The sequence below is a fragment of the Paenimyroides ceti genome (assembly GCF_030409925.1).
Genome location: NZ_JAUFQU010000001.1, coordinates 1,870,111 through 1,896,220, shown reverse-complemented (window position 1 = coordinate 1,896,220; position 26,110 = coordinate 1,870,111). Strand labels below are relative to the sequence as shown.

Sequence of the window (26,110 nt, the reverse complement as noted above, 5' to 3'; positions counted from 1 at the left end):
GCTATTTCTTTTTGCGTTTTTCATCTCTTTTTCTTTCTACGCCGCGGTTTCTGGACTCAGTCTTTCTTGGGTTTCTTTTTCCGGGACCTCCGAGATTTACTTTCTTATTTTTATCTTTTTTCTCATGAAATGCTTCACCACGAACAATTTTTTTGATCTTATTACCCGTTCTTAATTTTGACTGGTCTTTTTCAAATTCCAAAAGTTGTTCTTCTGTTTTTACTGCTGATGGTATTGGAAGAATTTCTATTTCCTTTTCCATGAGTACTTCAACAGCAAATTGTTTTTCCTCTTCTTTAGGATCAATTAAACTGATGGCAATTCCTTCTTTATCGGCTCTTCCTGTTCTTCCGATTCTGTGGATATATTGTTCTGCTATTTCCGAGAATTGAAGGTTTACCACATGCGTAATATCAGAGATATCCAATCCACGTGCCATAATATCGGTTGTAACAATACCTCTTACTTCATTGTTACGGAAAGATTCCATCGTATTTAAACGGTAATTCTGTGTTTTATTGGAATGGATGACTCCGAATTGTTCTGGAAATTCTGCTTCAAGAGCTTCGAGTACATAGTCGGCAATGCGTTTGTTGTTTACGAATATCAAGATACGCGACATGCTTTCATCTTTTGAAAGCAAGTCTTTTAGGACATTGATTTTGGTCAGAAAATTAGGTACGTGATAACCGTATTGTTGTATCTTTTCAAGCGGTGTTCCTGATGGAGCCAGAGATATTTCTTCCGGATAGTCAAAAAAATCTTCGAGTAAGGCATCTACTTCTTCTGTCATGGTAGCAGAAAATAAGATGTTCTGACGTTTCTTTTTCATCATTGATAAGATAGAAGTGAGCTGATGACGGAATCCCATGTTGAGGATTTCATCAAATTCATCGATGATTAATTTCTGCATATCATCAAATCTCAAATCGCTGTCCAGTGCCAGATCCATCATTCTACCCGGTGTTCCTACAAGGATGTCTACACCCAATTCAAGACTGTTTCTTTGTGTATTTATGTTTACCCCGCCATAGACTCCAACGGTACGTACTGACATGTATTTTGTCAGCTTTTCTATTTCGTTTACTACCTGAACAACTAATTCTCTTGTAGGAACGAGAATGGTTACTTTAGGATTATACGAATGTGAAAATTTCCACTGTTTTAAAATAGGTAATAAATAGGCAAATGTTTTTCCGGTACCTGTCTGAGCGATTCCCATGATATCTCTCCCGGACATGATCACATTGAATGTTTTTTCCTGAATAGGAGTAGGGGTAGTTATCCCTAATTCATTAAGTGCTTTGTCTAAGGATTTGGGTAAATTGAATTGCTCGAATGTTGCCATGAAAAATATTTTTTGGCAAAGATACGTTATTTAGCGTTTTGTGAAAAGATTAGTTTCAGATGATTTTACGAATCACCCGAAGTTTGTGGGTATGTCTGCCCGAGTCAATATTAAGTATTCCCAAATGATCAAGACGGTCTATACGCACTTTTCCATGCGCATGGATGATGTAGTTGTTTTCCATAATCATTCCTACATGAATGATGTTACCCTCTTCATTGTCAAAAAATGCCAGATCACCGACTTCGCTTTCTTCAATAAAGCTAAGAGGTTCGCCAATAAGTGCCTGTTGAGAAGCGTCACGCGGAATCATATAGCCGTTTAATCGGTATACCATTTGAGAAAAACCGGAACAGTCTATTCCGAAAGGTGTTTTACCGCCCCACAGATAAGGCGCATTAAGGTAAAGAAAAGCCGTTTTCAGTAAGTTGACTTTAGCCTGTATTCCGCTGTTCAGATTGCCTTCAAATACAAATCCGTCGATATTGATTGAAGGAAAAGTAAGAAAAGAAAGATCGCTGCCCAATGTAATTGGAAGCAGGTTATTTTTTTTGTCTGTAATGTATTCAATAAGATCTCCGGCAACTTTGCGCGGAGCATTTTTGAGCTGTAAAAAATCAGAAGCGCTGACTGTCTGATATTGCTTATTGTCAATCCACCCTTGATAATTATCAAAAGCAAGTTCTATTTTAGACCAATTTTTTTGTTGTTCCAGAATCGTGAAAGGCTCTCCAAAAAGCACCTGAGTTACTAATTCACTACGGTCAGATGGCTCCGATCTTAGGGGTACGATAGCAAGATTACAAATAGCAAACATTCAATATCAATTTGAAAAAGGAAGATGAGTTTTGACGATGCAAAACTCATCTGTAGAATTTTTTGTATATAAATTAAGCGCGTTCAATCACAATAGCAGAAGCACCACCACCACCATTACAGATCGCAGCAGCTCCGATTTTACCATTGTTTTGTTCTAATACGTTTAATAAAGTAACTACGATACGTGCACCCGAACAACCCAGAGGATGTCCTAATGAAACGGCACCACCATTTACATTGATTTTGCTGTTGTCAATTTTTAAGATATTGGCATTTGCGATTCCGACTACAGAGAAAGCTTCGTTAAATTCGAAGAAATCAACATCACCAATTGCAACACCTGCTTTGTCAAGTGCTTTTGGCAATGCTTTAGAAGGAGCTGTAGTAAACCATTTAGGCTCCTGAGCTGCATCTGCATATCCTTTGATGTATGCCAATGGTTTTAATCCCAGTTCATTTGCTTTTTCTTCGCTCATTAATACCACAGCTGCTGCACCGTCATTAATGGTAGAAGCATTGGCAGCAGTTACTGTTCCTTCTTTGGTAAATACCGCATTTAATGAAGGTATTTTATCTAATTTTACATTGCTGTATTCTTCGTCTTTTGAAACAATGATCGGATCTCCTTTTCTTTGAGGTACTGCTACCGGTACAATCTCGTTATCAAATTTTCCTGCATTCCAGGCGTCTGCTGATTTTTGGTACGACTGAATAGCGAAGTTATCCTGATCTTCACGAGAAATTTTGTATTCGCTGGCACATAAGTCAGCAAAAACTCCCATAGCGTTGTTGTCATATGCATCTGATAAACCGTCTTTTTGCATACCGTCAACAAAAGTTGCAGGACCAAATTTAGCTCCTACACGCAGATTAGCATAATGAGGAATTAAACTCATGTTTTCCATTCCACCAGCTACTACAACTTCAGCATCACCTGCCATAATTGCCTGAGCTCCCTGCATAATCGCTTTCATTCCTGAAGCACATACTTTATTTACAGTAGTTGCCGCTACTTCATTTGGTAAACCAGCAAATAAAGCCGCTTGTCTTGCAGGTGCCTGACCTTCACCAGCCTGAACAACGTTACCCATCAGAACCTCGTCCACCAATTCAGGTTTCAGATTGATTTTATCAAGAGCACCTTTTATAGCCGTTGCTCCTAATTTAGTAGCAGGAACAGTAGATAATGCTCCCATAAAGCTTCCAATCGGAGTTCTGGCTGCTGATACAATTACAACTTTTTTATTCATTTCTCGAAATTTTATAGAATTTGTTTTAATACTGCGAATTTACTAAAAAATGCTTACATATCAATAGCTGCACAGAAAGTTTCATCGGTAAAAAGAAGTATGAAATCTAAAATATTCAAAGATTTAGATGTTTGATAATAAGAAAGTTTAGGATTTTAAAGGGATAAATATTAAAAAATATCCTCAAAACATTTGCTAAGAATAAAAACTCGTGTTACATTTGCAACCTCAAAATGGTACAAAATACCGTATTGAACAGGAGAGGTGCCGGAGTGGTAACGGAGCAGATTGCTAATCTGTCGACGGGTAACCGTCGCCAGGGTTCGAGTCCCTGTCTCTCCGCCATTCGGGGTGTAGCGTAGCCCGGTTATCGCGCCTGCTTTGGGAGCAGGAGGCCGCAGGTTCGAATCCTGCCACCCCGACAAGTTGATGTTTCTTCAACTGGTCAGGTCCAATAGCTCAGCTGGATAGAGCAACTGCCTTCTAAGCAGTAGGTCTCAGGTTCGAATCCTGATTGGATCACCAAATATTCGTTCTTTATCAGAAAAAAAATTTAGGAGAGGTGCCGGAGTGGTAACGGAGCAGATTGCTAATCTGTCGACGGGTAACCGTCGCCAGGGTTCGAGTCCCTGTCTCTCCGCCATTCGGGGTGTAGCGTAGCCCGGTTATCGCGCCTGCTTTGGGAGCAGGAGGCCGCAGGTTCGAATCCTGCCACCCCGACTTGACGGGACAAAGTAGAAAAATCTACTTTTGCCCCGTTTTTTTTAGCTCCTAACTTTTTGTTAATCAAGTTGATATACTGAATAAAATCATTCCGTCTTGCGGTTCGAACTCCGTTATTTTTAAATTGCATTTTTTCAGGGTAAATCGAACCAATCTCATTTCTGATCTCCATTATGTTCCCATTTTCAAGGTTATGGCTGATTTCCATGATTTTTGATATCCCTTGTTCTATTAGGCTCTGTATGTTGCCAACATCGTTATTGAGCGTTGTCAGCTGAGATTCAAATGCAGCAATTTTCATATTATACTGTGATTTGATCTCACGATAGTCTTCCGCATCAATCTGTCGTGTGGCCAAAAGATCCCTCATATGTGAAAGCCTATCTTCAAAGTCTTTAATCTGGATAAGGATTTCTTTTTGCTCTAATTGCATTTGGTTTGTTTGCTCCAAATATGCTTTACAAATTTCTTCCTGATAAAACTCCTTGTTTTCTATTTTGGGTATGAATTGCAACAAATCTTCTTTGATGACATCATTGACCTTTTCTGCATTTACCCGATGCTTACAACCGCCTACACAATGGTAGTATGCATAATATCTATTTCTTCCTTTTGATTTACTTCCTGTGAGCAATTTTTCACAATCCGGACAGATCAAAAAGCCTCGCATAGGAAACTCATCAAGTGTTTTAATTTTCGTACGGTAACTCCTACCCCTGTCATCAAGAACATCCTGTACTTCATAATAAAGTGATTCGGAGATTATCGCCTCGTGCTGTCCTTGAACAAAACGGCTTTCCTCATCCTTATATTGAGGAAGGAAAATCTTGCCGCAGTATAACGGGTTTCTGATAACTTGCCAAAAAGCATTCTTACTGCACTTTAAGCCTTTTAACCTGGCTTGCTTCCATATCTGTTCGGTATTAAAACCTCCCTTCGCAATCTCTTCGAAGCTCCAGCGTAAAATTGAAGCATCAGGCTCTTTTGGTGCAATATATTTTTTGCCATTTTCCTCTGTTTTGTTTACATATCCAACAGGTGCCAATCCCATATAACGTCCCTCCTTCTTAGCACGTCGCATCCCATAGAAAACGTTCAATGCCCTACGGTCATTCTCCACTTCTGGTGCTGCCAGATAAAACGCCAGCATCATTTTGTTTTCCGGAATAGAAAGATCCAAAGGTTGTTCTATTGCTTGGGGTTCTGCACCAAGTTTTCTCAATATATTTATCATTTGATAAGCATCTCCGGCATTTCGACTGAAACGATCCCATTTTGTGAACAGGATTAGGTTAACGTTATTCTTGCGCTTTTTTAAGCTTTGGAGTAACTCCTTCCATCGTGGACGATTAAAAGATTTGGCAGAATGGTCTTCATAGATCACATTGCGAATTCGAACCTGATGGGAAACACAATACTTCCGCAATACCTCTTCTTGATTTCGTTGAGAATATCCCTTGTCTGCTTGCTCATCCGTGCTAACACGTATGTATAAATCTGCTATATGTCCCATAAAAGTGCCTGTTTTTAGTGAGAGAGCAGCCGACTAATTATTGTATCCTGATGATTTTTCGTGCCTTGACCGCTTCTGATTTTTAACGACACTAATTTACAGATTTTGTTCGAGCAAAGGGAGTTTGGGATCCTAAAATCGAATGAATTTACTTAACGGTATTGTTTTATTGGGATGGTTATAAAACAAAAAAACACTTGTCGATAGAGTGTTAGACTTAAAAAACGAAGTCGATTTTAAGACACTTTATTTGTTATTCAATATTTTTATCATAATCATACACACTTTTTATGATCTTATTTACCTCTGCTCTTTCTATCAACGTTCCATAAAACATTAGTTTTTGGGGATAAATAGTTTGAATAAGTGAACGGATATCCTCGATATTCCCTGTCGAAAAGATTTTGTCGAAGGTCATAAGCCTATTTATATCTTTTTTCAACAATGTTTCGATAGGTGGAATACTGCCACAAACGGCTTCTAATCTTTTATTCAGGTCATCAACGGTTGAACTATATTGATTTTTGATTTCTAGATAATCCAATGGATCTATTTTCTGTGTTGCCAATAGATTTCGAATATGGGATATCCTTTTTTCGTACTCCTTTAATTGTTTTGATATCTGCCTCTTTGAAACTTGTGAACTGTGCGTAAGTTCATAGTAGGTTTCAGCTAATACGTTTCGATAAATAGGGTAAATTTCTTTTCGGGGTATATATCTCCTTAATTCATGTTCGAAAGCTTCGTGTAATTTTTCTACCCTGATCCTGTAAGTGCACCCCTTACGACAATGGTAATAACTATAATATCCATTTCTGCCCTTCGATTTACTTGCCGTCAGGAGATTTCCACATATTGGACAAATAAGGAAGCCCCTTAAAGGAAAATCGTTTCGGGTTTGTATTTTAGAACGGTATATTCTTCCTCTACCATCCAGTATCTCTTGGACCCTGTCAAATAATGCTTCTGAAATGACAGGTTGATGTTGCCCTCGAACAAAATAGCTCTCCTCATCTTTAAACTTCGGAATAAAGATCTTTCCGCAGTATAATGGATTTCGGATGAGTTGCCAGAAAGCATTTTTACTACATTTCAATCCTTTTTTCTTTGCTTCTTTCCAAACCTGCTCTGTATTGAAGGTACCGTTTGATAGTTCTTGGAATACCCAATGGAGGGTTGTAGCATCAGGCTCCTTTAGGGCAATGTACTTATTGCCGCTTCCATCAATTTTATTTTTGTACCCTACCGGTGCCAGCCCCATATAGCGCCCTTCTTTTTTTGCCCTTCTCATCCCATAAAACACATTTAATGCCCGACGATCATTTTCTACCTCTGGAGCAGCCAGATAAAAAGCAAGCATCATCTTATTTTCGGGTATGGATAAATCTAAGGGTTGCTCCATTGCTTGTGGTTCCACACCAAATTCGCGAAGTACGTTTATCATTTGGTACGCATCGCCTGCATTGCGACTAAATCGGTCCCATTTGGTAAATAATACCAAATCAATTTTATTTCTATGCTTTTTGAGATTGGACAGTAGTTTTTTCCATTCAGGTCGGTTGAACGATTTAGCGGAATGGTCTTCATAGATCACATTTCTTATCTCTATACAGTGGTTGCTACAATATTTTCGCAGCATTTCTTCTTGGTTCCGTTGCGAGTAACCTTTATCTGCCTGTTCATCTGTACTTACACGGATATATAGGTCTGCTACCTTCTCCCTTTTAAGACCCATTTCTTTCTAAGTATTTGGTCACGGTTATTCGTGCTATCTTTTTTAAGAACACCCATAATTGGGTTGCTTCCTCTTCGCTCAATATGACACCTTCCATTTGAAGCATTTTGACTATTTTTTCGGGCGTTATCCTGATATTTTGTGATACCTTTTCCATAGCATATTCCATCTAAGTATTCCTTGACCTGAAAGTTATTCAAAGTGGATTGGAGCGGTAGGTTGTTTGTAGTTCTTGGCCTTGAAAGGAATTGTTTGGCTGAATAGTAGGAATAGAATGTGAGATTAATATAAGTTAACTTCAATTACTGGAAGATTTTTTATCTGTGACTTTCACGTCAGTTCAATTGGATAATATTTAGATAATGCTACTTTTATGCCCCTACTTTTTGTAGCCAAAGCACATTTACTTCCCCTCCGCATTTCCAGTGCTGTAAAAGAGCTTTTTGCCTACTTCTGAAACAGGAATTTGAAAAACACCCCTCCGCTCATTTCACTTTCCGGCATTTTTAAAATCCCTGTTAGATGTGGCTTTCAGAGCCACACAACTAAAAAAACATTTATCAATTCAGGGAAATAGAAGTGTTATTTCAATTCACAGCAGAGCATTTTCTAATACAATTTTCTCGGCTTCCACATTTTTTTTATTCAAAGAAGCCTGTATGCTTTTTTGTCCCATTTCAAGAGCAAAGGTATTTCCGTGTTCTTAACGCCGCCAAAAGGTCACGCAAGTTTGAAAAAAAATCTCCACCCCTTGGGTAGTATTTGTTTTTCAAAACCTTGTGTCGGCTAAACACGAACCTTTTATGCTCGTGAAACGAAACATAGCATACTCCGGCTCTTTGGACGAATAAAAAAAATGTCAGTTATGAAAATTATAAGCATTGAAAATGGTAATGAAACGAAACAGCACCTCCTCTCATTACCGAATAAATCAAAAAAAATTAAATCAAAATCAATCACTAAAAATCAGCAAATATGAACATCACAGGAAGACTGACAAGAAATGCGGAAGTACGCATCTTGTCGAACGAAAAACAAGTAGTAAACTTTTCCGTAGCGGTAAACGACAGCTACCGTAATAAGCAGGGCGAACGAGTAGAGCAAACGACCTACTTCGATTGTGCCTATTGGATAACCCCGAACGTGGCAATACTACTGACCAAAGGCACTTTGGTAGAACTCATAGGACGTGTAAGCACAAGAGCGTGGGTAAACAAAGAGGGAGAGCCGAGAGCAGGGCTAAACTTCCATACCTCACAAATCAAACTGCACGGAGGTAGCAGGAGAGCCGAAACCGTACAGGCTATTGAACAATCAGAAAACAGCGGATTTACAGCACAGGGAATAGAGGACGACCTCCCATTTTAATAACGAGTATTCAATCATTTTTTAACATCAAAATTTTATCAAAATGGCACATAACATTTATTTCAACGAGAGAACAGGAAAGCACAGTTTCTTTTCAGTACAGCAAAAAGCGTGGCACGGTTTAGGTCAAATCGTGGAGCAATACCCGACAAGTGCGGAAGCTATCAAACACGCAGGGTTAGATTATGAGGTTATCAAATCCCCACTATTTACACAGGGAAGAACAATGAGCATAGGCGACAGCGGAGAGCTGATTGAAGCCAACGACATTTTAGTCCCTAACAATTTCGCCACAGTCCGAGCAGACAACAACACACCATTGGGCGTAGTCGGTAAGGATTACCACATTGTACAAAACCGTGAAGCCTTTAATTTCTTTGATGCTATCGTAGGTGGTGGCGAGGGTATTCTGTACGAAACCGCAGGAGCGTTGGGCAACGGAGAACGCATTTTTATCACAGCCAAACTGCCCGACTATATCCGTGTAGGCAATGGCGATGATGTTACGGAAAAGTACATCTTCCTAACCACTTCGCACGATGGTAGCGGAAGTATTACCGCAGCGTTTACGCCTATCCGTATCGTTTGCCAAAACACTCTTAACGCTTCATTGCGTAGTATGACCAATGTAGTTCGTATCAAACATACTTCGGGAGCGAAACAGCGTATCGAGAATGCTCACAAGATTATGGGGTTAGCCAACACATTGAGCAACCAATTAGAGGGCATTTTCAACCAATGGACAAAGGTTAAGGTAACAGACCGAGAAGTCAGAAAGCTAATCCAAATGGCACTTTGCCCGAACAAGGAAACGCTTGAGCTAATCAAAAAAGGTGCGGAAGATGAAGTTTCTACCGTGTTCAAAAACACCGTTGATGATGCTTTTGGCTATGCAATGATGAGCGATACACAGTTAATGGACACCACAAAAGGTACATTGTTCGGGGCGTACAATGCTGTTACAGGCTACTTTCAGAATGTACGTAAATACAGGAATGACGAAGCCAAGTTACAGAGTATTGTATTGGGTGGTACTGCACAAATGAAATCACAAAAAGCATTTGACTTGTGTACTGCCTTTGCAACAGAGGGTGCGGAAATCCTAAACTTTAATTAAATAACCACAGGCTACCGCCTTAATCGGTGGTAGTCTACTATAAAACTTTAGAACGATGAACACAATTTTTTTTAGTCAGATAGCACAGTTGGATTTTACAGGCAATTTACAACTGACCATAACAAAAGGAGCAGAAAGTAACCTAATTGTATCGGTATTGCTTCTCAATGAAGAATGCGGAGATAGTGCCAAAAATCTTATTTCCCCATTGACCTTTAACGCCACCGCACAGGAGTTTGACGAGGGATTTATTCAGCAGATAACCGCACCTGTACAAAAGGTATCGGGGTTAATGGTGGATATGGAGAAATTCCAAAAGCAATTGGACGAAGCCAAAGCACAATCGGCAATTGAGAAAGCCAAAGCCGAGAAAGAGAAAAAGGAACAGGACGTCAAAGACAAGAAGTTTAAACAGGCTATTGATAAGGTGGACGAATTGGAAAAAGAGGGCAAGTTCCGTGAAGCGTGGATAAAAGTACCCGACATAGCGGAGTACCCCGAAAAAGCGGACGAACTACGCAAACGCAAAACGTCATTGTCCGACAAGTTCGCAACACCGAGCCTATTCGGAGCAACGGAAGAAACCGCACCCGAACCGCCACAGGTGGCTGAAGCTACTGCCGATTGCCCGACAGACTTAACGGACGAAGATGAAAACGAATATTAACGATTAAAAACGAGCATTATGTTATTAGCAACGCAATTAGAGAGAGTTTTCATACTCAAAGATAAAGGACAGGACATCAGATTGACCGACCCAGAGCCACGTTGGAGCGTGGAAGCCGTAATGAATTATTACGCCAATATGTACCCCATTTTGACGACTGCAAAAGCATCTGCACCGCAAATCAAAGATGATGCGGTAGAATACAGATTTGAGAGCGTAATGGGTACGAAAGGTTAAACCAAAAATTGTAAAACGATGAATTATGCAGAAACATATCATATCGGGAACAATCCGCATACCCGAACAGAACAGGCAAAAGCGGTTGCACCAACAGTTGGGCGAGTTCGCAAATTGGTTACAAAGACCAAAGGACACAAGCCAAGTGCAGAAAGACAAGCAGAAATCCGTACCAATAGCAATGCTACCAATGGTATTCTAAAGTGTATGTTTCTGCCTAAACTGACAACGGCACATTCCGTACAGGCTTGTCAGAAAACGGAAAGGGATTTTTATAAGTCCCTTTCCAAACTTGCCGAGCATTACAGCGTTGAGCCGATGACGACACAGGCATATAATTTCCCTTACAATATTGTATTGGATATGTGGGATATAGATACCAAACTAAAACGAACCCACAGGAATTGGGATGGTTTGCATTTGTTACAGGATAGTAAGAAAACCTTTTTGAAAAGTGAGGAACGGTACGATACAGGCACAACCTTGTATTACATTCCTATTGTGCCACTCTTTAAAATGCTCAAAGACCCGAAACGGAAAAAGACCGCACAGTTACTTATTTCAGTTTGCAGTTATCTCTACCATATTGCAGACATTCCCTACTACCGACAGGAAGACAGCTATTTGTATTGGATTTATGAAATGCACAAAGATTGGATTGAAGATGATTACGAAACGGAAGAAAGCGAAATGCAAAAAAGTGAGTTGAGGAAAGCGGAGCAAATTGGCGACAAAATAGAGCAAAAACTGTTTAACCGTATCAATTTAAAGGTATTTGAACAGCGATTAAACACCTTTAAAAGTAATAACACATTCGACCACGAATGTTGGAAAATTTCTTGTAATGCCTTTGCCCTTTACACGGAATACCCGAATGCAAGTGTATTCGGAAATGCACCATTTCCCGAGCAAAACCCTTACGAAGATGATTACGAAAACCAAACCATTGGAATAGAAAAATACATTTCCTTTTGTGCTGAAACCAAAGGTTGGTTGTACAACAGTGTTACGGACTGTATTAACAATGAATTTAACGAGTATGGAAAAATGGACGAACCGACCATTTGCAAAATATTTGACGAAAATGAATTAAATCAAAGCAGTCTTGATTTTGAAAATCGCTTGTTTGATGTATTGAACGATTTAAGCGGACTTTTATATGATTACGAACGGCAAGAAAACAAATAATATGAACGATATAACCGACAAATTTGGAACATTGTATTATCCTAAATCCGCTTTGGTTTTCTACGAAACCATAGGAACGGAAACCGATATGTATGTAGAGCATTTTGATATGGACAGCAACGGAACACCTGTAAATGCCCACCCATTGACCGTAAAGGAAGCCGAAATATTGGCAAAGGCATTGCAGACCGATGAAGAAAGAAGCAAGGCGTTTTTAAAGCCAAAAGGAATTTTACCGACCAACATTCTGCATATCAATCCGAGCGAAAAAGGTGCTGTACTTTGGTACACCAAAGCACAGCAAAGGCAGTTGTATTTTGTCAATAGTCTGGGCATACCCAACGGAATGGCACAAGTACCGCCAATGCTTTGGATAGCGGACAAAGGCAGTCTTTCAGTTTTTGCCCTCGCCACCAACCGCAGACCCACCGAGAAAACGCCTTTGCATTATGCACCCTTTTTTAACATCTATGAAAAGGGCAACGTATGTATGGGAACGGTAAGCGTTGATATTAAAAATTCGGCTTCAGTAGAGGAATTTATACAGGCTTGGGAAGATTATTTTTTCAACAGCTATTTCAGTCATTCATTGAGTGCAAACCTCACCAAAACAAACATTGTAAGCCTGTGGAAAGACCTTATCGGTACAGATAAACCTTTTCCGAAAGAAGTATTAAAAAAGAACAACAAAACCCTTAAAAATCTATTGTGATGAATACAGAGAAAGAAAAAGTACATTTTACGGATAACTACCTGCTCAGTCCGACCAACCCGATAACCGTCAATGTGGTTGGTGCAGGTGGAACAGGCAGTAAAGTTTTGACCGCCTTAATGGAAATGAACCACAGCTTAATCGCATTGGGACACGCAGGATTGCAGGTGCGTTTGTGGGATGATGATATTATCACGAGTGCCAATTTGGGCAGACAGCGTTTTTTTGAATGTGAAACAGGATTGTACAAATCCGTAGCATTGATAAACCGTATCAATCGCTGTATCGGTACGAATTGGAAAGCCGAGAGCCGAAAATTTGAAAAGGACAGTTTGGGCAGAATACCCGAAGAAGCAAGGGCAATCATTACCATTACCTGTGTGGATAACGTACAGGCAAGGTTTGGCGTTGCGGAAATACTGAAAGAAGTCAGCTACCGCAGACACTACCACAACCAGCCTAAATATTGGTTGGACTTTGGCAACAGCCAACACACAGGACAGGTTATACTATCTACTATCGGAGAGATAAAGCAACCCAATTCAGAGAAATACCAAGCGGTTGGAAACCTGCCGTTTGTTACCGAAGAGTTTGGCGAATTGTTGAAGCAATCCGAAGCGGAGGAAAACACGCCAAGCTGTTCACTTGCCCAGGCGTTGCAACAGCAGGGTTTGTTTATCAATTCATCATTGACCCAAATGGGTTGCTCCCTGTTATGGGACTTGTTCCGCAACGGTATGACACCATACAGGGGATTTTTTCACAATCTGAAAGACTTCGCTACCCACCCGATTAAGGTCGCTTAAACGCCAGAATTGGCGAGCAAAAATGCAATTCCTCGCTACGGTCGGAAACGCATTTTTGCGGTTTAAAATAGGTGCAACCCCTTTGTCAAAATGCACCGCTCTACAATTCCCTTTCCCTACATTTTACCAAACAGGTTGCGAGTTTTTTTGCGTGGGATATTCATTATCCCATTTTTTAATTTGGTAATGACTTCTTTTCTTTTCACACAGCGACCAAAGAAAAGATTCTGTGTTGTAAAACAATTTTTTTTAGTTTTTTTGGTGTTAAATTGTGTACAATAACTATAAATTGTACTTTTGCACCACTCAATGAAAAGAACAGTACAAATATCATCCCAAGTTACTCCGCCTTGATCTTAGGCTAACTGTTATATTTCCCAATTTTAATTTATTGGCTTTTTTATCGTACCCAAAGGTTTTTTCTTTTGGTGCATCTCTTTTTTATTTACATTTTTAATATTTAAACATACTTTTTTATGCAGAAAGTTATTAATCTGTTTGATTTCAAACAGAAAATTAATTACAAAAACGAAATTCTTGCGGGTCTTGCGGTGGCTATGACCATGATACCTGAGTCTTTATCCTTTGCTATTCTGGCAGGGCTTTCGCCTTTGACAGGGCTTTATGCAGCTTTTTTAATGGGTATTGTTACTGCAATTTTGGGAGGCAGACCCGGAATGGTTTCTGGGGGAGCCGGAGCAACGGTAGTAGTACTTATCGCATTGGCAGCATCACACGGTGTGGAATATCTTTTTGCTGCGGTTATATTAGCAGGTGTACTGCAATTTTCAGTAGGAATTTTTAAACTGGGTAAATTTGTCCGCCTGATCCCACAACCAGTAATGTATGGTTTTTTAAACGGCCTTGCAGTAATCATTTTCATGGCACAGGTAGCTCAATTTAAAGTTGTAGAAAACGGGATAGAAGGTTGGATGCAGGGGCCGGCGCTTTATCTAATGGCTGGATTGACATTATTAACTATAGCCATCGTATTTATATTGCCAAAATTTACAAAAGCGGTTCCTGCATCTTTAGTAGCAATAATAGTTGTCTTTGGTATTGTATATTTTTTCGGCATCGATACTAAAAAAGTTATTGATATCGCCTCTGTAGGAGGCTCTTTACCTTCATTTCACATCCCTGCTATTCCTTTTACTCTGGAAACATTGAAAATTATTTTCCCTTATGCCTTGGTAATGGCAGGGGTTGGATTGATTGAAAGTCTGTTAACGCTTAATATGGTTGATGAAATAACCGGCACAAAAGGACAATCTAACCGTGAGGCTGCCGCACAAGGTATAGCCAATATCACCAACGGTTTCTTCGGAGGAATGGGTGGATGTGCAATGGTTGCCCAGACTTTAGTGAATGTAGGAGCTGGAGGAAGAGCCAGACTTTCTTCAATAGTTGCAGCCATAGCAATCTTATTGATCATTCTTGTTGCTGGTCCTGTAATCGAGCAAATTCCAATGGCGGCATTAGTCGGGGTGATGATGATGGTAGCTATAGGTACATTTGAGTGGGTCAGCTTTCGAATTATTAATAAAATGCCTCGACACGATATTTTTATTGGCATGTTGGTAGCAGTTATAACCATAGTATTGCACAACTTAGCTTTAGCGGTTTTGATTGGTGTAGTCATTTCGGCTCTAGTATTTGCCTGGGAGAGTGCTAAAAGAATACGTGCAAGAAAATATGTAGATGAAGATGGTGTAAAGCATTACGAAATTTTTGGGCCGCTCTTCTTTGGTTCTACTGCCGCATTTATTGAAAAATTTGACGTACTAAATGACCCGAATGAAGTTGTAATTGATTTTAAGGAAAGTAAAGTAGTTGATATGTCTGCTATTGAAGCTTTAAATAAAATTACGGAGAAGTATCACAAGGAAGGTAAAAAACTACATTTACGTCATTTAAGCCAAGATTGCAGGCAATTACTTAAAAATGCAGAAACAGTTATTGATGTGAATATTATTGAAGATCCTACCTACAAAGTAATGACTAATAAATAGCATCGGAATACCCAAGTTTAATATTACAACTACAGCAATAATTTTAAAAAAAATTATTGCTGTTTAAATTTATTATCGTAATATTGCGATATATTTATTTTTATAAAACTGATGGGTGTCACAAAAACCGAAATTTTTACAGAACAGCAGAACCATTTAGCTAGTATTTTAAAGGCACTGGCTCATCCTGCTCGTATAGCTATACTGCAACATATCATTAAACAAAATGCCTGCATCTGTAATGATCTTGTAGAAGAATTGGGATTGGCACAAGCGACAATTTCACAACACTTGAAAGAGCTGAAAAATATTGGTATCATTAAAGGAAATATAGAAGGAACTAGTGTATGTTACTGTATTAATGAAACAGTCTGGAATGAGATTAAGAAGGAACTCAATAGCTTTTTTGTCGAGAATGTAAATAGTAAAGAATGCTGTTAAGCTTTTTTTTAACACCAAATCATCGTAACATTGCAATATAACATTTATTGAGTTAATATCAGAAATATGAAGCTATCAAAAATTAAAGAAATCCTGCCAACATTAGTAAATGTTGGATTTCAATTAGAAAACGGAACCTTAGTTCCAGAACATTTCCACGTTACCGAAGTGGGACAAATTACTAAAAACTTTATAGACTGTGGTGGCGTAATCCGTTCGGAAAAAGTTGTAAACTTCCAATTATGGAATGCAGACGATTTCGAGCACAAATTAAAGCCAGCTAAGCTATTAAACATCATCAAGCTATCCGAAGAAAAATTGGGCATAGAAGATGCGGAAATTGAAGTGGAATACCAAAGCGAAACGATTGGTAAGTATGATTTGGATTTCAACGGAGATACATTTGTACTGAAAAATAAAACAACAGCTTGTTTGGCTCAAGATGCCTGCGGTATTCCTTCCGAAAAAGTAAAGAAAAATTTGGCAGAACTGCCTGTAAATAATGCTAATGCTTGTACTCCAGGTGGCGGATGTTGTTAAAATTGAATTTTTATGTTTTCAAAAATCATTCATACAGATAATTCAAAGACAACAATCATAATCCGACTGATTGTTGGAGGTGTTTTTTTATCGGAGGGCATTCAAAAATTGCTGTTTCCTGCCATTCGTGGAGCGGGACGGTTTGAAAAAATTGGCTTGCCATCGCCTGAATTTTTTGGAAGTTTTGTAGGCATATTTGAAATCCTTTGCGGAGCGTTTATTTTGCTGGGGTTGCTTACAAGGTTAGCAAGTATTCCGCTCATCATCATTATGCTGGTTGCCATTGCCACGACCAAAACATCTATTTTGGCTAGCGAGGGTATTTGGGAATTGCTGCACGGCAGCCGTACGGATTGGGCGATGCTTTTGGGAAGTATGTTTTTGTTAATCAAAGGCGGAGGTAATTGGTCTATTGATAAAATCGTAATGAGAAATGGAGCGTGATATTCAAATAAAGGAAATTGCCAAACTCTTTCTAAAGCTCGGTTTTATTGGTTTTGGAGGTCCCGCGGCTCATATTGCTATGATGCAGCAGGAGGTAGTAGTGAAAAGAAAATGGATGAGCGAACAGCATTTTTTGGATTTGTTGGGAGCTACTAATCTCATTCCTGGCCCCAACAGTACAGAAATGGCGATACACATCGGCTATGACAAAGGCGGTTGGAAAGGATTAATCTTTGCAGGGTTATGCTTTATTTTACCTGCGGTTTTCATTACCGGGATATTTGCATGGTTGTATCAGCAATACGGACAATTGCCCGAAGTACAGCCCTTTATTTACGGTATCAAACCTGCAATCATCGCTATTATCATAGGAGCTGTTTTTCCATTAGCAAAGAAATCAGTAAAGTCCACATTCTTGGCGGTTGTAGGTATTCTTGTTTTGGTACTGTCATTATTCGGCATTAGTGAAATCTATTTGATGTTTGGAGCGGGATTGCTGGCAATGGCCTTGTATTACCTTCAGGATACAAAAAATACGCTCCAAAGTTTTATCCCGCTCGCATTCTTACAAATCGCACAAAGCCCCTTACTGTCTGAAACAAATACCAAATTATTTTGGATATTCCTGAAAATTGGTGCTATCCTCTACGGAAGCGGTTATGTTCTTTTCGCCTTTTTAGATACGGAATTAGTTGCAACGGGCTTACTCACCCGGCAGCAATTAATGGATGCTATTGCTGTTGGACAGTTTACCCCAGGTCCTGTTTTTTCTTCAGTTACGTTTATTGGCTATCAAATCAACGGACTATCCGGAGCAGTTATTTCTACGATTGCTATTTTTCTGCCGTCGTTTATTTTAGTAGCATTGCTAAATCCCTTGATGAAAAAAATGCGCCAATCTAAAGGACTGTCCATTTTTCTCGATGCGGTCAATGTGGCATCTGTTGCAATCATAGCCGCTATTTGTCTTACAATGGGCAAAGAAACTATTACTGATTGGCGGACGATATTAATTGCAATGATAAGTGCGATCGTAGTTTTCAAATTCAAAAAAATAAATAGTGCCTTTGTGGTTATTGGAGGAGCATTATTAGGGTATTTATTTAATCTTATCTAAAGTTATCTTAAACAAAATATTTAAACAATAAAAATTAGACAAAATGAAAATAGCATTATTCAGTGATATTCACGCCAATTTACCTGCATTAGAAGCATTTTTTGAAGATGTTGAAAAAAGAAAACCAGACAGTATTTATTGTTTGGGCGATTTGGTGGGCTATAATATTTGGCCAAACGAAGTGGTAAACGAAATCCGTAAAAGGAGAATACCAACCATTGCCGGAAATTACGATTTTGGCATTGGCAGAATGAGCAACGAATGCGGTTGTGCCTACAAAACAGACAGTGAAAAAGATAACGGAAATATTTCTATTTCATTCACAAATTCTTTGATGAAAGATGAAGAAAGAGCGTATTTGCGTACACTTCCAGCCCATATCAAAGTAGAATTTCAACTGAATGAAGATAAATTGAATTTGCTTTTGGTACACGGAAGTCCGAGAAAAATAAACGAATATCTTTTTGAAGACCGTGAGGAAAAAAGTATGCTTCGCATTATGGAGCAAGCCGATGCAGACATTATGTGCTTCGGACACACACACAAACCTTATCACAGAGTTTTAAATTCGGGTATTGACGGTCAAAATCATTTCAGACACGCCATTAATATCGGTTCGGTTGGTAAACCGAAGGACAGCGATGTAAGAGGCGGTTATGTAATGTTTACGATTAATGAAAACAGTTCTGTGTTGGACAAAGATAGTATCAGTGTAGAATTTATACGCTTTGATTATGATATTGAAAGGGCTGCAAAAGCAGTTGAAGAAAGCATTTTACCAAACGAATACGCAGAAAATTTAAGAAGAGGTTACTAATCTAAAATTTATAAAAATGGAATTTCCAACCGAAAGAAAGTATTCAAAAGAACATACCTGGATAAGCATACAGGACAACACAGGTACAATAGGCATTACAGAATTTGCGCAAAGTGAATTGGGCGAAATCGTATATGCGGATTTACCAAACGTTGGATATAGTTTTCAGCAGGACGAAGTATTCGGCTCTGTTGAAGCAGTTAAAACGGTCAGTGATTTATTTATGCCTGTATCGGGTAAAATCACTGAAACGAACGAACTACTTTTGAAAGCACCAACACTCATAAACGACCATCCTTATAAAGACGGTTGGTTGATTAAAATTGAAATAAAAGACATTACAGAATTAGAAGACTTATTGACATCAAACCAATATAAAGAACTTACAAATTAGCAATGCAACCAAAATTAAAATTCTTAGACAGATACCTTACTTTATGGATATTCCTTGCAATGGCAATTGGCGTGGGTTTGGGTCATTTCTTTCCCAATATTTCTAATGTTACCAACAGCTTATCTGTTGGCACTACCAATATTCCATTGGCAATAGGATTGATATTAATGATGTACCCCCCCTTGGCAAAGGTTGATTATTCCTTATTGCCCAAAGCATTTAGAGATAAAAAAGTAATTGGCATATCCTTATTGCTCAATTGGGTAATCGGCACGCTATTGATGTTTGGATTAGCGGTTTTGTTTTTACGTAACGAACCCGATTATATGACAGGCTTAATTCTTATCGGTTTGGCAAGATGTATTGCCATGGTCATCGTCTGGAGTGACTTAGCTAAAGCAAACAGAGAATATACAGCTATGTTAGTTGCATTAAACAGCATCTTCCAGATATTTACTTACAGCTTTTTAGTTTGGTTATTCATCAACGTATTACCTGCAAAATTAGGATTAGCCAATTTCAATGTAAGCGTATCCATGAAAGATGTTACCGAAAGCGTATTGATATATTTAGGTATTCCATTCCTAGCAGGTTTTTTAAGCCGTTACTTCCTTATAAAATCAAAAGGTATAGAATGGTATAACCGAAAATTCGTCCCCGCAATATCGCCAATTACCTTGTACGCTTTACTGTTTACGATAGTATTAATGTTCAGCTTGAAAGGCGATAAAATATTGGAATTACCAATGGATGTAGTAAAAGTAGCCATACCGCTAATCATCTATTTTGTGTTGATGTTTTTCGTGAGCTTCTTTATCAATAAATCTCTTAAAGTTCCTTACGACAAAAACGCATCCATCGCATTTACAGCCACAGGAAACAATTTTGAATTAGCAATAGCCGTAGCAATATCGATTTTCGGCATTCATTCGCCACAGGCATTTGTGGGTGTTATCGGCCCACTGGTAGAAGTTCCGGTACTGATATTATTGGTAAAGGCAAGTTTATGGCTAAAGGAGAAATATTATAGTAAAAAAGACTGAATTTAAATTTCAGTCTTCTTACTCTTTCTTCTACTTGATAAATTCAAAATCACATATCCTATTATACCCGCAATGAGTGATGTTATTAAAACAGATAGCTTGGCCTCTTCAATGAAAACCTGATTGTCAAATGAAAGCATAGATATAAATATGGACATTGTAAAACCTATTCCAGCTAATAATCCTAAGCCAATAATGTGAATAAAGTTACTGTTTGCAGGAAGTTGACCTATCCCTAATTTAGAGCATATCAAAGAGGTTACAACAATGCCAATGGGCTTACCAAAAATCAATCCCAGTGAAATACCTAAACCTAAAGGGGAAGTCAGTCCTTCTATCATTTCCTGATGAATTGTAATATTTGTATTGGCGAATGCAAAAATGGGAATAATTAGAAAGTTAACAGGTTTTACAAGTGCATGTTCTAGTTTCTCTAACGGAGATTCAACTTCTGTATCATTGGTTGGCAAGGTCATCGCTACCAGTACACCTGCTATAGTGGCATGAATGCCAGAATGATGCACAAAATACCATATAAACACTCCTGGTATTAGATATAGATAGGGATTCTTAATATTGAATCGGTTCATCAAAATCAGTACTAGTATTCCAATTCCGGCATAGCCTAGATAGCCTAACTCAATTCCGGATGAATAGAAAATGGCAATTACTAAAATAGCTATGAGGTCATCCACTATCGCCAAAGCCGCTAAAAATATTTTTAAACTGGTTGGTACTCTTTTGTCTAACAGCGAAATTACGGCCAATGCAAAAGCAATATCGGTAGCCATGGGAATACCCCAGCCGGAAGCTGTCGGGGTTCCTGAATTAAAATATAAATAAATCAATGCGGGGACAACTGCTCCACCGATAGCAGCAAGGATAGGCAAGATTGCTTTTTTAGGAGAAGAGAGTTCTCCTTCAACAATTTCTCTCTTAATTTCCAGACCTACCAACAGAAAAAAGATTGCCATCAATCCGTCGTTGATCCACATACTTACGGAATAATTGAGGTGTATGGCTTCATTTTCATACCCCAGCTTTGTGTCCAATAAATTTTGTAGCGGAACGGCCATTGATGTATTTGCCACTATCATTGAAATCACTACGCATAAAAAAAGGAGGAAACCTCCAAAATTACTTGATTGAACAAAGTCTTTGAAAATATTTAAATTGATCTTATCCTTCATGTTTTAAATGTAAAAGTTAAATATCGCAATTTACCAATATTAACTTACTCTGCCTAATAGATGGGTTCTAAATCTATGAAATAAGCTTAATTTGGGTAATAAATCCGTGTCACTTTGTAGTGAAGATCTATTAAAATTATGCATGTAAAATCCTGACATAATAGCTAGTAAGCTAATACACTTTAAAATTGTAAGGAACTGTGTTGGGGCTATTTCCTTAATTATGGTAATGTTATAACTTCTGATGAGATTATTTTGCGTTCATATTCTGAATCATAATAGGCATTACTTTTCCATAATATGTATGTCAATTCCAATAATTTCCTTTGGATGGCAACTATAGCCTTCATTTTAATCCCATGCCTTGAAACTATTCTTAAGAAAATATCTCTGAATCTTTCATCAGTCCTGATTGCAGCCAGTGCCGGAAAGTGCATTACTTTCCTTAAATTCCGATTACCCCGCTTGGATATTCGGGGTTTGGATTTCACTGAGGTTCCAGATGTTTTTTCTCTTACATCTAATCCTGCATAACTGACCAATTGTCTTTTATTCTTTATTAACTCGAATCCGTTAGTTTCGGCTATAATGGTTACAGCGGTTAAGTTTCCAATTCCAGGAATAGAAGATACCATATTCATCTTTTCTAGTAGAACTTCGTCTCCTTTGATAAGTATAGCAATTTCTTCTCTTATCTCTTTTTCCTGCGAATCAATAAGAGCTATTCTTTTTTTTGTTCGTTTCACTGAGCTTTCACTTGATGTTTCAGAAGTACGTTCTGCATGCAGTTGATTTTTTAACATTGTACGCTCATGTACCAACTGCTCTCGTTCCCGACAAAGCTGTCTCAAATCATTGAATATTTTTAAAGGAGGTTGCCAAACTTCCAATTGCCTTTCCAAACCGAATCTCGAAATGGCTTGTGAAGCGCTCTTGTCAGTTATGGTTTTTATGTCAAGTGTTCTCGCATAATTACTAATCTTGTTTGGCAGAACGATACTGACTTGTTTTTTAATACTGCATAGGTAATAGGCTAAGGATTCATGATAAACGCCTGTTGCTTCCATTACGTACCGTACTTCTGTTGTAATTGATGTCTGCTTATTTACCCATGACACAAGGCTTGAAAAACCCTTTCGAGTATTGGGAAATACTTTGTATGCATAAACTTCTATGCTGATTTGTTCATCCATTCGACCAAGCGATACAACTAATTCATTTTGTGCTACATCAATTCCTACTGTCTGCTTTAATAATACCTTCATCTTATCTGGTTTAGGTAAGTGATAACCTTTCTTCATCTTTTCTCCTGACTGGATATACTGGCTATAAGACTCATCATAATGAGCAAATTCCTTACATTCTGTTCAGATTCTAAAAGGTTAAAGAAGAGGAGGCAGTTTCTTTTCTTGAATATACCATATAGGCTATTTAAAGCAAAATCTGCTCTCGCCCTTCTTCACTTAGATTATATTATACAAACATAGGAGAAGCAAAAGAACGTCTTTTGATTAGAATAGGTATTTTATACTGATTAGATTGGACGGTTATTTATTTCCGAAATATTCCTGTGCAATATCCGCTACACCTGCGCTAAAATATCTTCGGTCATTGGTAACAGCTTCAATGGCTTTTTTAAAATCGTCCGTATCGCTTCCGATGAGTAAATAACCAGTAAAACCAATATCCAAAAGAGGTTTTACTGCTTTTTCGGTATCCCTGTCGCTATGGGCAATCAAGTTGATATTTGGATATTTCGTCCACAGTTTCTGAAGTTCTGCCAAAATATCCCTGTCATAAAAATCGAGATCTACGACACAGACTTTTGGCAATTTTTCTAATGTTGATAATTTGGATAATCCGTCCTCAATATTCTCCGAACGGAACACCACCTCAATTCCTGAAGCAATAAGGTCATTGCAGATAGCATCTACAATCGGGTTTTTATCGTTAATAAAAGCGAGGGTTTGTTGGGGCTTGTTTGTCGTTTCCATAATGCCATTTTTTTTTAATTTTTTGTGAACCCTACGCAAAAAAGAAAGCGTAGGCAATCACACTTACCGGCATTAAGGCACTGGTACGCCATCCCCCAAATAAGCGGACGCCCACGCCTATGACGTGAGCGTTCTTACTTATCTGTTCCGGGGATTTAAAAATTACCAGTTTCTAATGCGGAACCTAAAGTAAAAACACTTTAAGTATTTTTATATTTTCTAAAAGCAAAGATACTAAAGTCATTTCTATATGAATGTATAATCAGAAATAAAAAGGTTACAATCAGTCGATTTTGTTGGAGGTGTAATTTTGCTCCAATATGCTCAATATGTCCGTTTCCTTATAAATAATCTTACAACCAATCTGAATATACGGCAGAATATTATCATCACGGTATTGCTGTAAAGTACGCTTGCTGATATGTAACAGCTTGCATACGTCGTCCCCCGACAGGTATATTTCTCCGTTCATTACAGGACGGTAGTTTTTCAGTATTTGTTCGATACGGCTTCGCAACCGTGTTATCATCTCTTTTTGTGCGATGATTTCTTTAGCTTCATTCGTCAGTAGATCCATTGTCATTGATGCTGTACGGTTGTCCGGCTTCAAGTAAAGCCTGTACGTCCGAGTGTTTATAATAATTCTTACGGTTCAGTTTGGAATAAGGTAATAAGCCCTTATCCTTATAGGTCTGTAAAGTCCGCTTGGTAATGTTCATCATCAAACAAACCTCCTGATTATCGAGCCACTTTTCCCCTTTGAAAATCGGGTCATATTTCCGAGTAGCATTTTCGGTCAGTTCCAAAAGCTCTTTTATATCATTCTTCATTCCGTCCAATGCGGACTTTTGTATTGCGATAACTTCCATAGTTTGCTCATTTTTGCTGTGGAAGTCGAACATATTAAGGCTTGTTACAGAGGTGTGGATTGTTGCACCCTTTGGCTTTGAAAGGCAGTGTTTGGCGTTTTATGTTTGCCACAGACGAAAAATCGGATAAACTTTTAGGGCTATCCGATTTTTTCAATACCGTTATTACAATTATTATATTCATAGATTTGCTGTACTTAGACTTTACTTTTTTCCGTACTTTCTGAAAGCGGCAATGAATTGGTAGATTAAAAATCCAACAAGGATTTTATTAAAATAGTCAATAATCAGAGAAAAACCATTGAGTTCAGTTTTGCTAACCAAGAAGTCTGACCTATGTGTTATGTCCAAAAATGAGAAATAATAACCAATTAAATTCCAATCAACATCATTGCAATTAAAAATTCTCCCCAAGCTCCATAAATACAGAATGTAAAAGAGAACTGAAATCGCTATTGTCGCAATAAATGGTTCTTTTATTGATAATCCGTGATTGTTTGATAAGCTGTTAACTTTTAAGATTATCCTATCCCAGTATGGCAAATTCTCAACGTTTTTAAGGGCTTCGTTAGATATAGCTTGAAATTTTTGAGCTTCGTAGAAGTTTCCTGACACCTCAAGTTGTTTTTTTAATTGAACAAAAATTTCATAGCGTGTCTTGAAATAATTATTATCCTTTTTATCTGGATAATGAATGTTTTCAATAGTCTGTATTTTTTCAAACCCCTTATATGTGGTTGGAAAATCACAGGCAGTTAATGTAGTTTGTCCAAATTTATTTCTGTATAGAGATATAGTAGAATATTCGTCAAACGATACGTTATCAAACCAAACTTTATCAAGGTTGGATTTATGTATCTCTAATTTGGTTTCTTCTGTTTCTTTTCTGAATGGTTTTATATCATAAAAATTACTTCCTAACTGTGCGGAAAAGTTTCTGATATACCAACTATCTATTTTGCAATTTTCAACTAATACTTCTCCGGTTGAATATCCACTCATAGATAATGCTAATAGTTTGGCATTAATGACTTTTGTTATTTTATGTTCTTTATCCGCAGAATATTGAATATTTAAACTGACCTTGAAATTTTTCTTTTCTGTTTCGTTCAGAAAATAGCCAATTTTGTTTTCAATGTTATTAGAATATGGTCTTTTATAAAGTCCAATCTTATCCGTTGAATTTTCATTGAAATTGAAGACTATTTCTTTGCAGTCATAAATATAAAATGACTGTTTTTCCAAAAGTAAATTTTCAAGTGTAACTTTGACTGATTTAAGTAGCTTCTTCCACCTTACGGGATATACATTTTCCTCAGTAAATGAAACTACAGCTCTCTTTAAGTCAAGCAGAAATAACGAATTTCTCAAAAAGCAATTATTAACTGTGGCGCTTAATAAATTACTATTTTTCAGGCGTCCTTGTAATATGGAACTTCCAAAGAATATTGAAAGATTTGTTGTAACAATGTTTTCTACTGTTATTTCGCCAATATAACAATTTATAAATTGAATGCTTATATCTTTAAAATCAATAGTTTCTGTGTTTTCAATTTCTAACTTTCTAAATCGACAGTTAATAAAGCTAAACGTTATTTTTCCATCTTGAAATAAGACATTTTCAAAGTCTGATGCTCTAATGATAATTTTACAATCAGTCGGATAGTCGTTATTCTCAATTAATGTATAAGGTGTCGGGAAAATTGTATTCATTTCTTTTTCGTCGCTATTTGACTTTGTATCTTTACCAATCACATTAATATTAA

The 26,110-nt window shown here is 37.9% G+C and carries 30 protein-coding genes, 5 tRNA genes and 2 pseudogenes; 23 read left to right on the top strand and 14 right to left on the bottom strand.

Annotated features, from left to right (window positions below):
* Position 1: 1 nt before the first annotated feature.
* The 3 genes from QW060_RS09420 to QW060_RS09410 form a co-directional block, all read right to left on the bottom strand.
* Positions 2 to 1,348, bottom strand: a complete 1,347-nt coding sequence (locus QW060_RS09420) for a DEAD/DEAH box helicase (RefSeq protein WP_290363324.1) — start codon at positions 1,346 to 1,348, stop codon at positions 2 to 4.
* Between the two features lie 55 nt (positions 1,349 to 1,403).
* A complete protein-coding gene (locus QW060_RS09415) occupies positions 1,404 to 2,165 on the bottom strand; it encodes a C40 family peptidase (protein WP_290363323.1) in 762 nt (253 codons plus the stop codon).
* Between the two features lie 73 nt (positions 2,166 to 2,238).
* Positions 2,239 to 3,417, bottom strand: a complete 1,179-nt coding sequence (locus tag QW060_RS09410; RefSeq protein ID WP_290363322.1) for an acetyl-CoA C-acyltransferase — start codon at positions 3,415 to 3,417, stop codon at positions 2,239 to 2,241.
* A gap of 258 nt (positions 3,418 to 3,675) precedes the next feature.
* Between QW060_RS09410 and QW060_RS09405 the strand changes: the two genes are divergently transcribed.
* The 6 genes from QW060_RS09405 to QW060_RS09380 all read left to right on the top strand — a co-directional run bounded on the left by QW060_RS09405 (position 3,676) and on the right by QW060_RS09380 (position 4,756).
* A tRNA-Ser gene (locus tag QW060_RS09405) sits at positions 3,676 to 3,762 on the top strand.
* A 2-nt stretch (positions 3,763 to 3,764) separates the two neighbouring features.
* A tRNA-Pro gene (locus QW060_RS09400) sits at positions 3,765 to 3,839 on the top strand.
* A 26-nt stretch (positions 3,840 to 3,865) separates the two neighbouring features.
* A tRNA-Arg gene (locus QW060_RS09395) sits at positions 3,866 to 3,942 on the top strand.
* A 31-nt stretch (positions 3,943 to 3,973) separates the two neighbouring features.
* Positions 3,974 to 4,060 (top strand) — tRNA-Ser (locus QW060_RS09390).
* 2 nt (positions 4,061 to 4,062) lie between these two features.
* A tRNA-Pro gene (locus QW060_RS09385) sits at positions 4,063 to 4,137 on the top strand.
* A gap of 445 nt (positions 4,138 to 4,582) precedes the next feature.
* Positions 4,583 to 4,756, top strand: a complete 174-nt coding sequence (locus tag QW060_RS09380) for a hypothetical protein (protein WP_290363321.1) — start codon at positions 4,583 to 4,585, stop codon at positions 4,754 to 4,756.
* On the opposite strand, the pseudogene QW060_RS09375 reads toward QW060_RS09380, so the two are convergent.
* Positions 4,715 to 5,053, bottom strand: a pseudogene (locus QW060_RS09375) (recombinase family protein); the annotation flags it as partial. The gene QW060_RS09380 and the pseudogene QW060_RS09375 overlap by 42 nt on opposite strands.
* Between QW060_RS09375 and QW060_RS09370 the strand changes: the two are divergent.
* Positions 4,968 to 5,195, top strand: a complete 228-nt coding sequence (locus tag QW060_RS09370) for a hypothetical protein (protein ID WP_290363320.1) — start codon at positions 4,968 to 4,970, stop codon at positions 5,193 to 5,195. The pseudogene QW060_RS09375 and the gene QW060_RS09370 overlap by 86 nt on opposite strands.
* A gap of 56 nt (positions 5,196 to 5,251) precedes the next feature.
* Here QW060_RS09370 and QW060_RS09365 read toward each other — a convergent pair.
* The 3 genes and pseudogenes from QW060_RS09365 to QW060_RS09355 form a co-directional block, all read right to left on the bottom strand.
* A pseudogene (locus QW060_RS09365) lies at positions 5,252 to 5,653 on the bottom strand (recombinase family protein); the annotation flags it as partial.
* A 253-nt stretch (positions 5,654 to 5,906) separates the two neighbouring features.
* Positions 5,907 to 7,388 (bottom strand): recombinase family protein, encoded by a 1,482-nt coding sequence (locus QW060_RS09360; RefSeq protein ID WP_290363319.1) that lies wholly within the window; start codon positions 7,386 to 7,388, stop codon positions 5,907 to 5,909.
* Entirely contained in the window at positions 7,378 to 7,545 is a 168-nt protein-coding gene (locus tag QW060_RS09355; protein WP_290363318.1) for a hypothetical protein, read from the bottom strand. Before QW060_RS09355 ends, QW060_RS09360 begins: the two co-directional genes overlap by 11 nt.
* 367 nt (positions 7,546 to 7,912) lie before the next feature.
* Between QW060_RS09355 and QW060_RS09350 the strand changes: the two genes are divergently transcribed.
* From QW060_RS09350 to arsB, 16 genes are all read left to right on the top strand, one after another.
* Positions 7,913 to 8,095, top strand: coding sequence for a hypothetical protein (locus tag QW060_RS09350; RefSeq protein ID WP_290363317.1), 183 nt, complete (start codon positions 7,913 to 7,915; stop codon positions 8,093 to 8,095).
* A gap of 268 nt (positions 8,096 to 8,363) precedes the next feature.
* Positions 8,364 to 8,756, top strand: a complete 393-nt coding sequence (locus tag QW060_RS09345) for a single-stranded DNA-binding protein (protein ID WP_290363316.1) — start codon at positions 8,364 to 8,366, stop codon at positions 8,754 to 8,756.
* A 43-nt stretch (positions 8,757 to 8,799) separates the two neighbouring features.
* A complete protein-coding gene (locus QW060_RS09340; protein WP_290363315.1) occupies positions 8,800 to 9,873 on the top strand; it encodes a DUF932 domain-containing protein in 1,074 nt (357 codons plus the stop codon).
* Between the two features lie 55 nt (positions 9,874 to 9,928).
* Positions 9,929 to 10,540, top strand: coding sequence for a PRTRC system protein E (locus QW060_RS09335; RefSeq protein ID WP_290363314.1), 612 nt, complete (start codon positions 9,929 to 9,931; stop codon positions 10,538 to 10,540).
* Between the two features lie 18 nt (positions 10,541 to 10,558).
* Positions 10,559 to 10,777 carry a PRTRC system protein C gene (locus tag QW060_RS09330; protein WP_290363313.1) on the top strand — a complete coding sequence of 73 codons (219 nt, stop codon included), beginning with the start codon at positions 10,559 to 10,561 and terminating at the stop codon, positions 10,775 to 10,777.
* 18 nt (positions 10,778 to 10,795) lie between these two features.
* Positions 10,796 to 11,965 carry a hypothetical protein gene (locus tag QW060_RS09325; RefSeq protein WP_290363312.1) on the top strand — a complete coding sequence of 390 codons (1,170 nt, stop codon included), beginning with the start codon at positions 10,796 to 10,798 and terminating at the stop codon, positions 11,963 to 11,965.
* Entirely contained in the window at positions 11,937 to 12,677 is a 741-nt protein-coding gene (locus QW060_RS09320) for a PRTRC system protein B (RefSeq protein ID WP_290363311.1), read from the top strand. The genes QW060_RS09325 and QW060_RS09320 overlap by 29 nt, the downstream gene beginning before the upstream one ends.
* The gene (locus tag QW060_RS09315; RefSeq protein ID WP_290363310.1) at positions 12,677 to 13,483 is read left to right on the top strand and encodes a PRTRC system ThiF family protein; all 807 of its coding nucleotides are present in this window, start codon (positions 12,677 to 12,679) and stop codon (positions 13,481 to 13,483) included. Before QW060_RS09320 ends, QW060_RS09315 begins: the two co-directional genes overlap by 1 nt.
* A 476-nt stretch (positions 13,484 to 13,959) precedes the next feature.
* Positions 13,960 to 15,495 (top strand): SulP family inorganic anion transporter, encoded by a 1,536-nt coding sequence (locus tag QW060_RS09310; RefSeq protein ID WP_002978310.1) that lies wholly within the window; start codon positions 13,960 to 13,962, stop codon positions 15,493 to 15,495.
* Positions 15,496 to 15,606: 111 nt separating this feature from the next.
* On the top strand, positions 15,607 to 15,936 hold the full coding sequence (locus QW060_RS09305) for an ArsR/SmtB family transcription factor (RefSeq protein ID WP_002978307.1): 330 nt from the start codon (positions 15,607 to 15,609) through the stop codon (positions 15,934 to 15,936).
* Between the two features lie 66 nt (positions 15,937 to 16,002).
* The gene (locus tag QW060_RS09300) at positions 16,003 to 16,476 is read left to right on the top strand and encodes a DUF6428 family protein (protein ID WP_002978305.1); all 474 of its coding nucleotides are present in this window, start codon (positions 16,003 to 16,005) and stop codon (positions 16,474 to 16,476) included.
* 12 nt (positions 16,477 to 16,488) lie between these two features.
* Positions 16,489 to 16,920 carry a DoxX family protein gene (locus QW060_RS09295; protein WP_002978304.1) on the top strand — a complete coding sequence of 144 codons (432 nt, stop codon included), beginning with the start codon at positions 16,489 to 16,491 and terminating at the stop codon, positions 16,918 to 16,920.
* Positions 16,910 to 18,037: a chromate efflux transporter gene (chrA, locus tag QW060_RS09290; RefSeq protein WP_002978301.1), complete on the top strand. Its 1,128-nt coding sequence runs from the start codon at positions 16,910 to 16,912 to the stop codon at positions 18,035 to 18,037. The genes QW060_RS09295 and chrA overlap by 11 nt, the downstream gene beginning before the upstream one ends.
* 43 nt (positions 18,038 to 18,080) lie before the next feature.
* Positions 18,081 to 18,854 carry a metallophosphoesterase family protein gene (locus QW060_RS09285; protein ID WP_002978299.1) on the top strand — a complete coding sequence of 258 codons (774 nt, stop codon included), beginning with the start codon at positions 18,081 to 18,083 and terminating at the stop codon, positions 18,852 to 18,854.
* Positions 18,855 to 18,870: 16 nt separating this feature from the next.
* Positions 18,871 to 19,248: a glycine cleavage system protein GcvH gene (gene gcvH, locus QW060_RS09280; RefSeq protein WP_002978297.1), complete on the top strand. Its 378-nt coding sequence runs from the start codon at positions 18,871 to 18,873 to the stop codon at positions 19,246 to 19,248.
* A 2-nt stretch (positions 19,249 to 19,250) separates the two neighbouring features.
* Entirely contained in the window at positions 19,251 to 20,291 is a 1,041-nt protein-coding gene (arsB, locus tag QW060_RS09275) for an ACR3 family arsenite efflux transporter (RefSeq protein WP_002978295.1), read from the top strand.
* 2 nt (positions 20,292 to 20,293) lie between these two features.
* Here arsB and nhaA read toward each other — a convergent pair whose 3' ends face one another.
* The 7 genes from nhaA to QW060_RS09240 form a co-directional block, all read right to left on the bottom strand.
* Positions 20,294 to 21,481 (bottom strand): Na+/H+ antiporter NhaA, encoded by a 1,188-nt coding sequence (gene nhaA, locus QW060_RS09270; protein ID WP_002978293.1) that lies wholly within the window; start codon positions 21,479 to 21,481, stop codon positions 20,294 to 20,296.
* Between the two features lie 221 nt (positions 21,482 to 21,702).
* Entirely contained in the window at positions 21,703 to 22,782 is a 1,080-nt protein-coding gene (locus QW060_RS09265; RefSeq protein ID WP_002978291.1) for an IS110 family RNA-guided transposase, read from the bottom strand.
* A gap of 246 nt (positions 22,783 to 23,028) precedes the next feature.
* Positions 23,029 to 23,475 carry a response regulator gene (locus QW060_RS09260; RefSeq protein ID WP_290363309.1) on the bottom strand — a complete coding sequence of 149 codons (447 nt, stop codon included), beginning with the start codon at positions 23,473 to 23,475 and terminating at the stop codon, positions 23,029 to 23,031.
* Positions 23,476 to 23,758: 283 nt separating this feature from the next.
* Complete coding sequence (locus QW060_RS09255) at positions 23,759 to 24,052, bottom strand: helix-turn-helix domain-containing protein (protein WP_290363308.1); 294 nt, start codon at positions 24,050 to 24,052, stop codon at positions 23,759 to 23,761.
* Positions 24,033 to 24,377: a helix-turn-helix domain-containing protein gene (locus tag QW060_RS09250; RefSeq protein WP_290363307.1), complete on the bottom strand. Its 345-nt coding sequence runs from the start codon at positions 24,375 to 24,377 to the stop codon at positions 24,033 to 24,035. Before QW060_RS09250 ends, QW060_RS09255 begins: the two co-directional genes overlap by 20 nt.
* A 1-nt stretch (position 24,378) precedes the next feature.
* Positions 24,379 to 24,528, bottom strand: coding sequence for a hypothetical protein (locus tag QW060_RS09245; protein WP_290363306.1), 150 nt, complete (start codon positions 24,526 to 24,528; stop codon positions 24,379 to 24,381).
* Positions 24,529 to 24,548: 20 nt separating this feature from the next.
* Positions 24,549 to 26,099, bottom strand: coding sequence for a hypothetical protein (locus tag QW060_RS09240; protein WP_290363305.1), 1,551 nt, complete (start codon positions 26,097 to 26,099; stop codon positions 24,549 to 24,551).
* Positions 26,100 to 26,110: the final 11 nt, after the last annotated feature.

Bases quoted from the DNA above. Each gene is read 5' to 3' on its own strand.
- QW060_RS09305 (WP_002978307.1), top strand. From the start codon at position 15,607: ATGGGTGTCACAAAAACCGAAATTTTTACAGAACAGCAGAACCATTTA.
- QW060_RS09285 (WP_002978299.1), top strand. From the start codon at position 18,081: ATGAAAATAGCATTATTCAGTGATATTCACGCCAATTTACCTGCATTA.
- QW060_RS09325 (WP_290363312.1), top strand. From the start codon at position 10,796: ATGAATTATGCAGAAACATATCATATCGGGAACAATCCGCATACCCGA.
- QW060_RS09250 (WP_290363307.1), bottom strand. From the start codon at position 24,377: ATGTTCGACTTCCACAGCAAAAATGAGCAAACTATGGAAGTTATCGCA.
- QW060_RS09420 (WP_290363324.1), bottom strand. From the start codon at position 1,348: ATGGCAACATTCGAGCAATTCAATTTACCCAAATCCTTAGACAAAGCA.
- QW060_RS09345 (WP_290363316.1), top strand. From the start codon at position 8,364: ATGAACATCACAGGAAGACTGACAAGAAATGCGGAAGTACGCATCTTG.
- QW060_RS09295 (WP_002978304.1), top strand. From the start codon at position 16,489: ATGTTTTCAAAAATCATTCATACAGATAATTCAAAGACAACAATCATA.
- QW060_RS09410 (WP_290363322.1), bottom strand. From the start codon at position 3,417: ATGAATAAAAAAGTTGTAATTGTATCAGCAGCCAGAACTCCGATTGGA.
- arsB (WP_002978295.1), top strand. From the start codon at position 19,251: ATGCAACCAAAATTAAAATTCTTAGACAGATACCTTACTTTATGGATA.
- QW060_RS09355 (WP_290363318.1), bottom strand. From the start codon at position 7,545: ATGGAAAAGGTATCACAAAATATCAGGATAACGCCCGAAAAAATAGTC.
- QW060_RS09360 (WP_290363319.1), bottom strand. From the start codon at position 7,388: ATGGGTCTTAAAAGGGAGAAGGTAGCAGACCTATATATCCGTGTAAGT.
- QW060_RS09310 (WP_002978310.1), top strand. From the start codon at position 13,960: ATGCAGAAAGTTATTAATCTGTTTGATTTCAAACAGAAAATTAATTAC.
- QW060_RS09320 (WP_290363311.1), top strand. From the start codon at position 11,937: ATGATTACGAACGGCAAGAAAACAAATAATATGAACGATATAACCGAC.
- QW060_RS09265 (WP_002978291.1), bottom strand. From the start codon at position 22,782: ATGAAGAAAGGTTATCACTTACCTAAACCAGATAAGATGAAGGTATTA.
- QW060_RS09335 (WP_290363314.1), top strand. From the start codon at position 9,929: ATGAACACAATTTTTTTTAGTCAGATAGCACAGTTGGATTTTACAGGC.
- QW060_RS09315 (WP_290363310.1), top strand. From the start codon at position 12,677: ATGAATACAGAGAAAGAAAAAGTACATTTTACGGATAACTACCTGCTC.
- QW060_RS09330 (WP_290363313.1), top strand. From the start codon at position 10,559: ATGTTATTAGCAACGCAATTAGAGAGAGTTTTCATACTCAAAGATAAA.
- nhaA (WP_002978293.1), bottom strand. From the start codon at position 21,481: ATGAAGGATAAGATCAATTTAAATATTTTCAAAGACTTTGTTCAATCA.
- QW060_RS09300 (WP_002978305.1), top strand. From the start codon at position 16,003: ATGAAGCTATCAAAAATTAAAGAAATCCTGCCAACATTAGTAAATGTT.
- QW060_RS09260 (WP_290363309.1), bottom strand. From the start codon at position 23,475: ATGGAAACGACAAACAAGCCCCAACAAACCCTCGCTTTTATTAACGAT.
- gcvH (WP_002978297.1), top strand. From the start codon at position 18,871: ATGGAATTTCCAACCGAAAGAAAGTATTCAAAAGAACATACCTGGATA.
- QW060_RS09340 (WP_290363315.1), top strand. From the start codon at position 8,800: ATGGCACATAACATTTATTTCAACGAGAGAACAGGAAAGCACAGTTTC.
- QW060_RS09415 (WP_290363323.1), bottom strand. From the start codon at position 2,165: ATGTTTGCTATTTGTAATCTTGCTATCGTACCCCTAAGATCGGAGCCA.
- chrA (WP_002978301.1), top strand. From the start codon at position 16,910: ATGGAGCGTGATATTCAAATAAAGGAAATTGCCAAACTCTTTCTAAAG.
- QW060_RS09245 (WP_290363306.1), bottom strand. From the start codon at position 24,528: ATGAATATAATAATTGTAATAACGGTATTGAAAAAATCGGATAGCCCT.
- QW060_RS09255 (WP_290363308.1), bottom strand. From the start codon at position 24,052: ATGGATCTACTGACGAATGAAGCTAAAGAAATCATCGCACAAAAAGAG.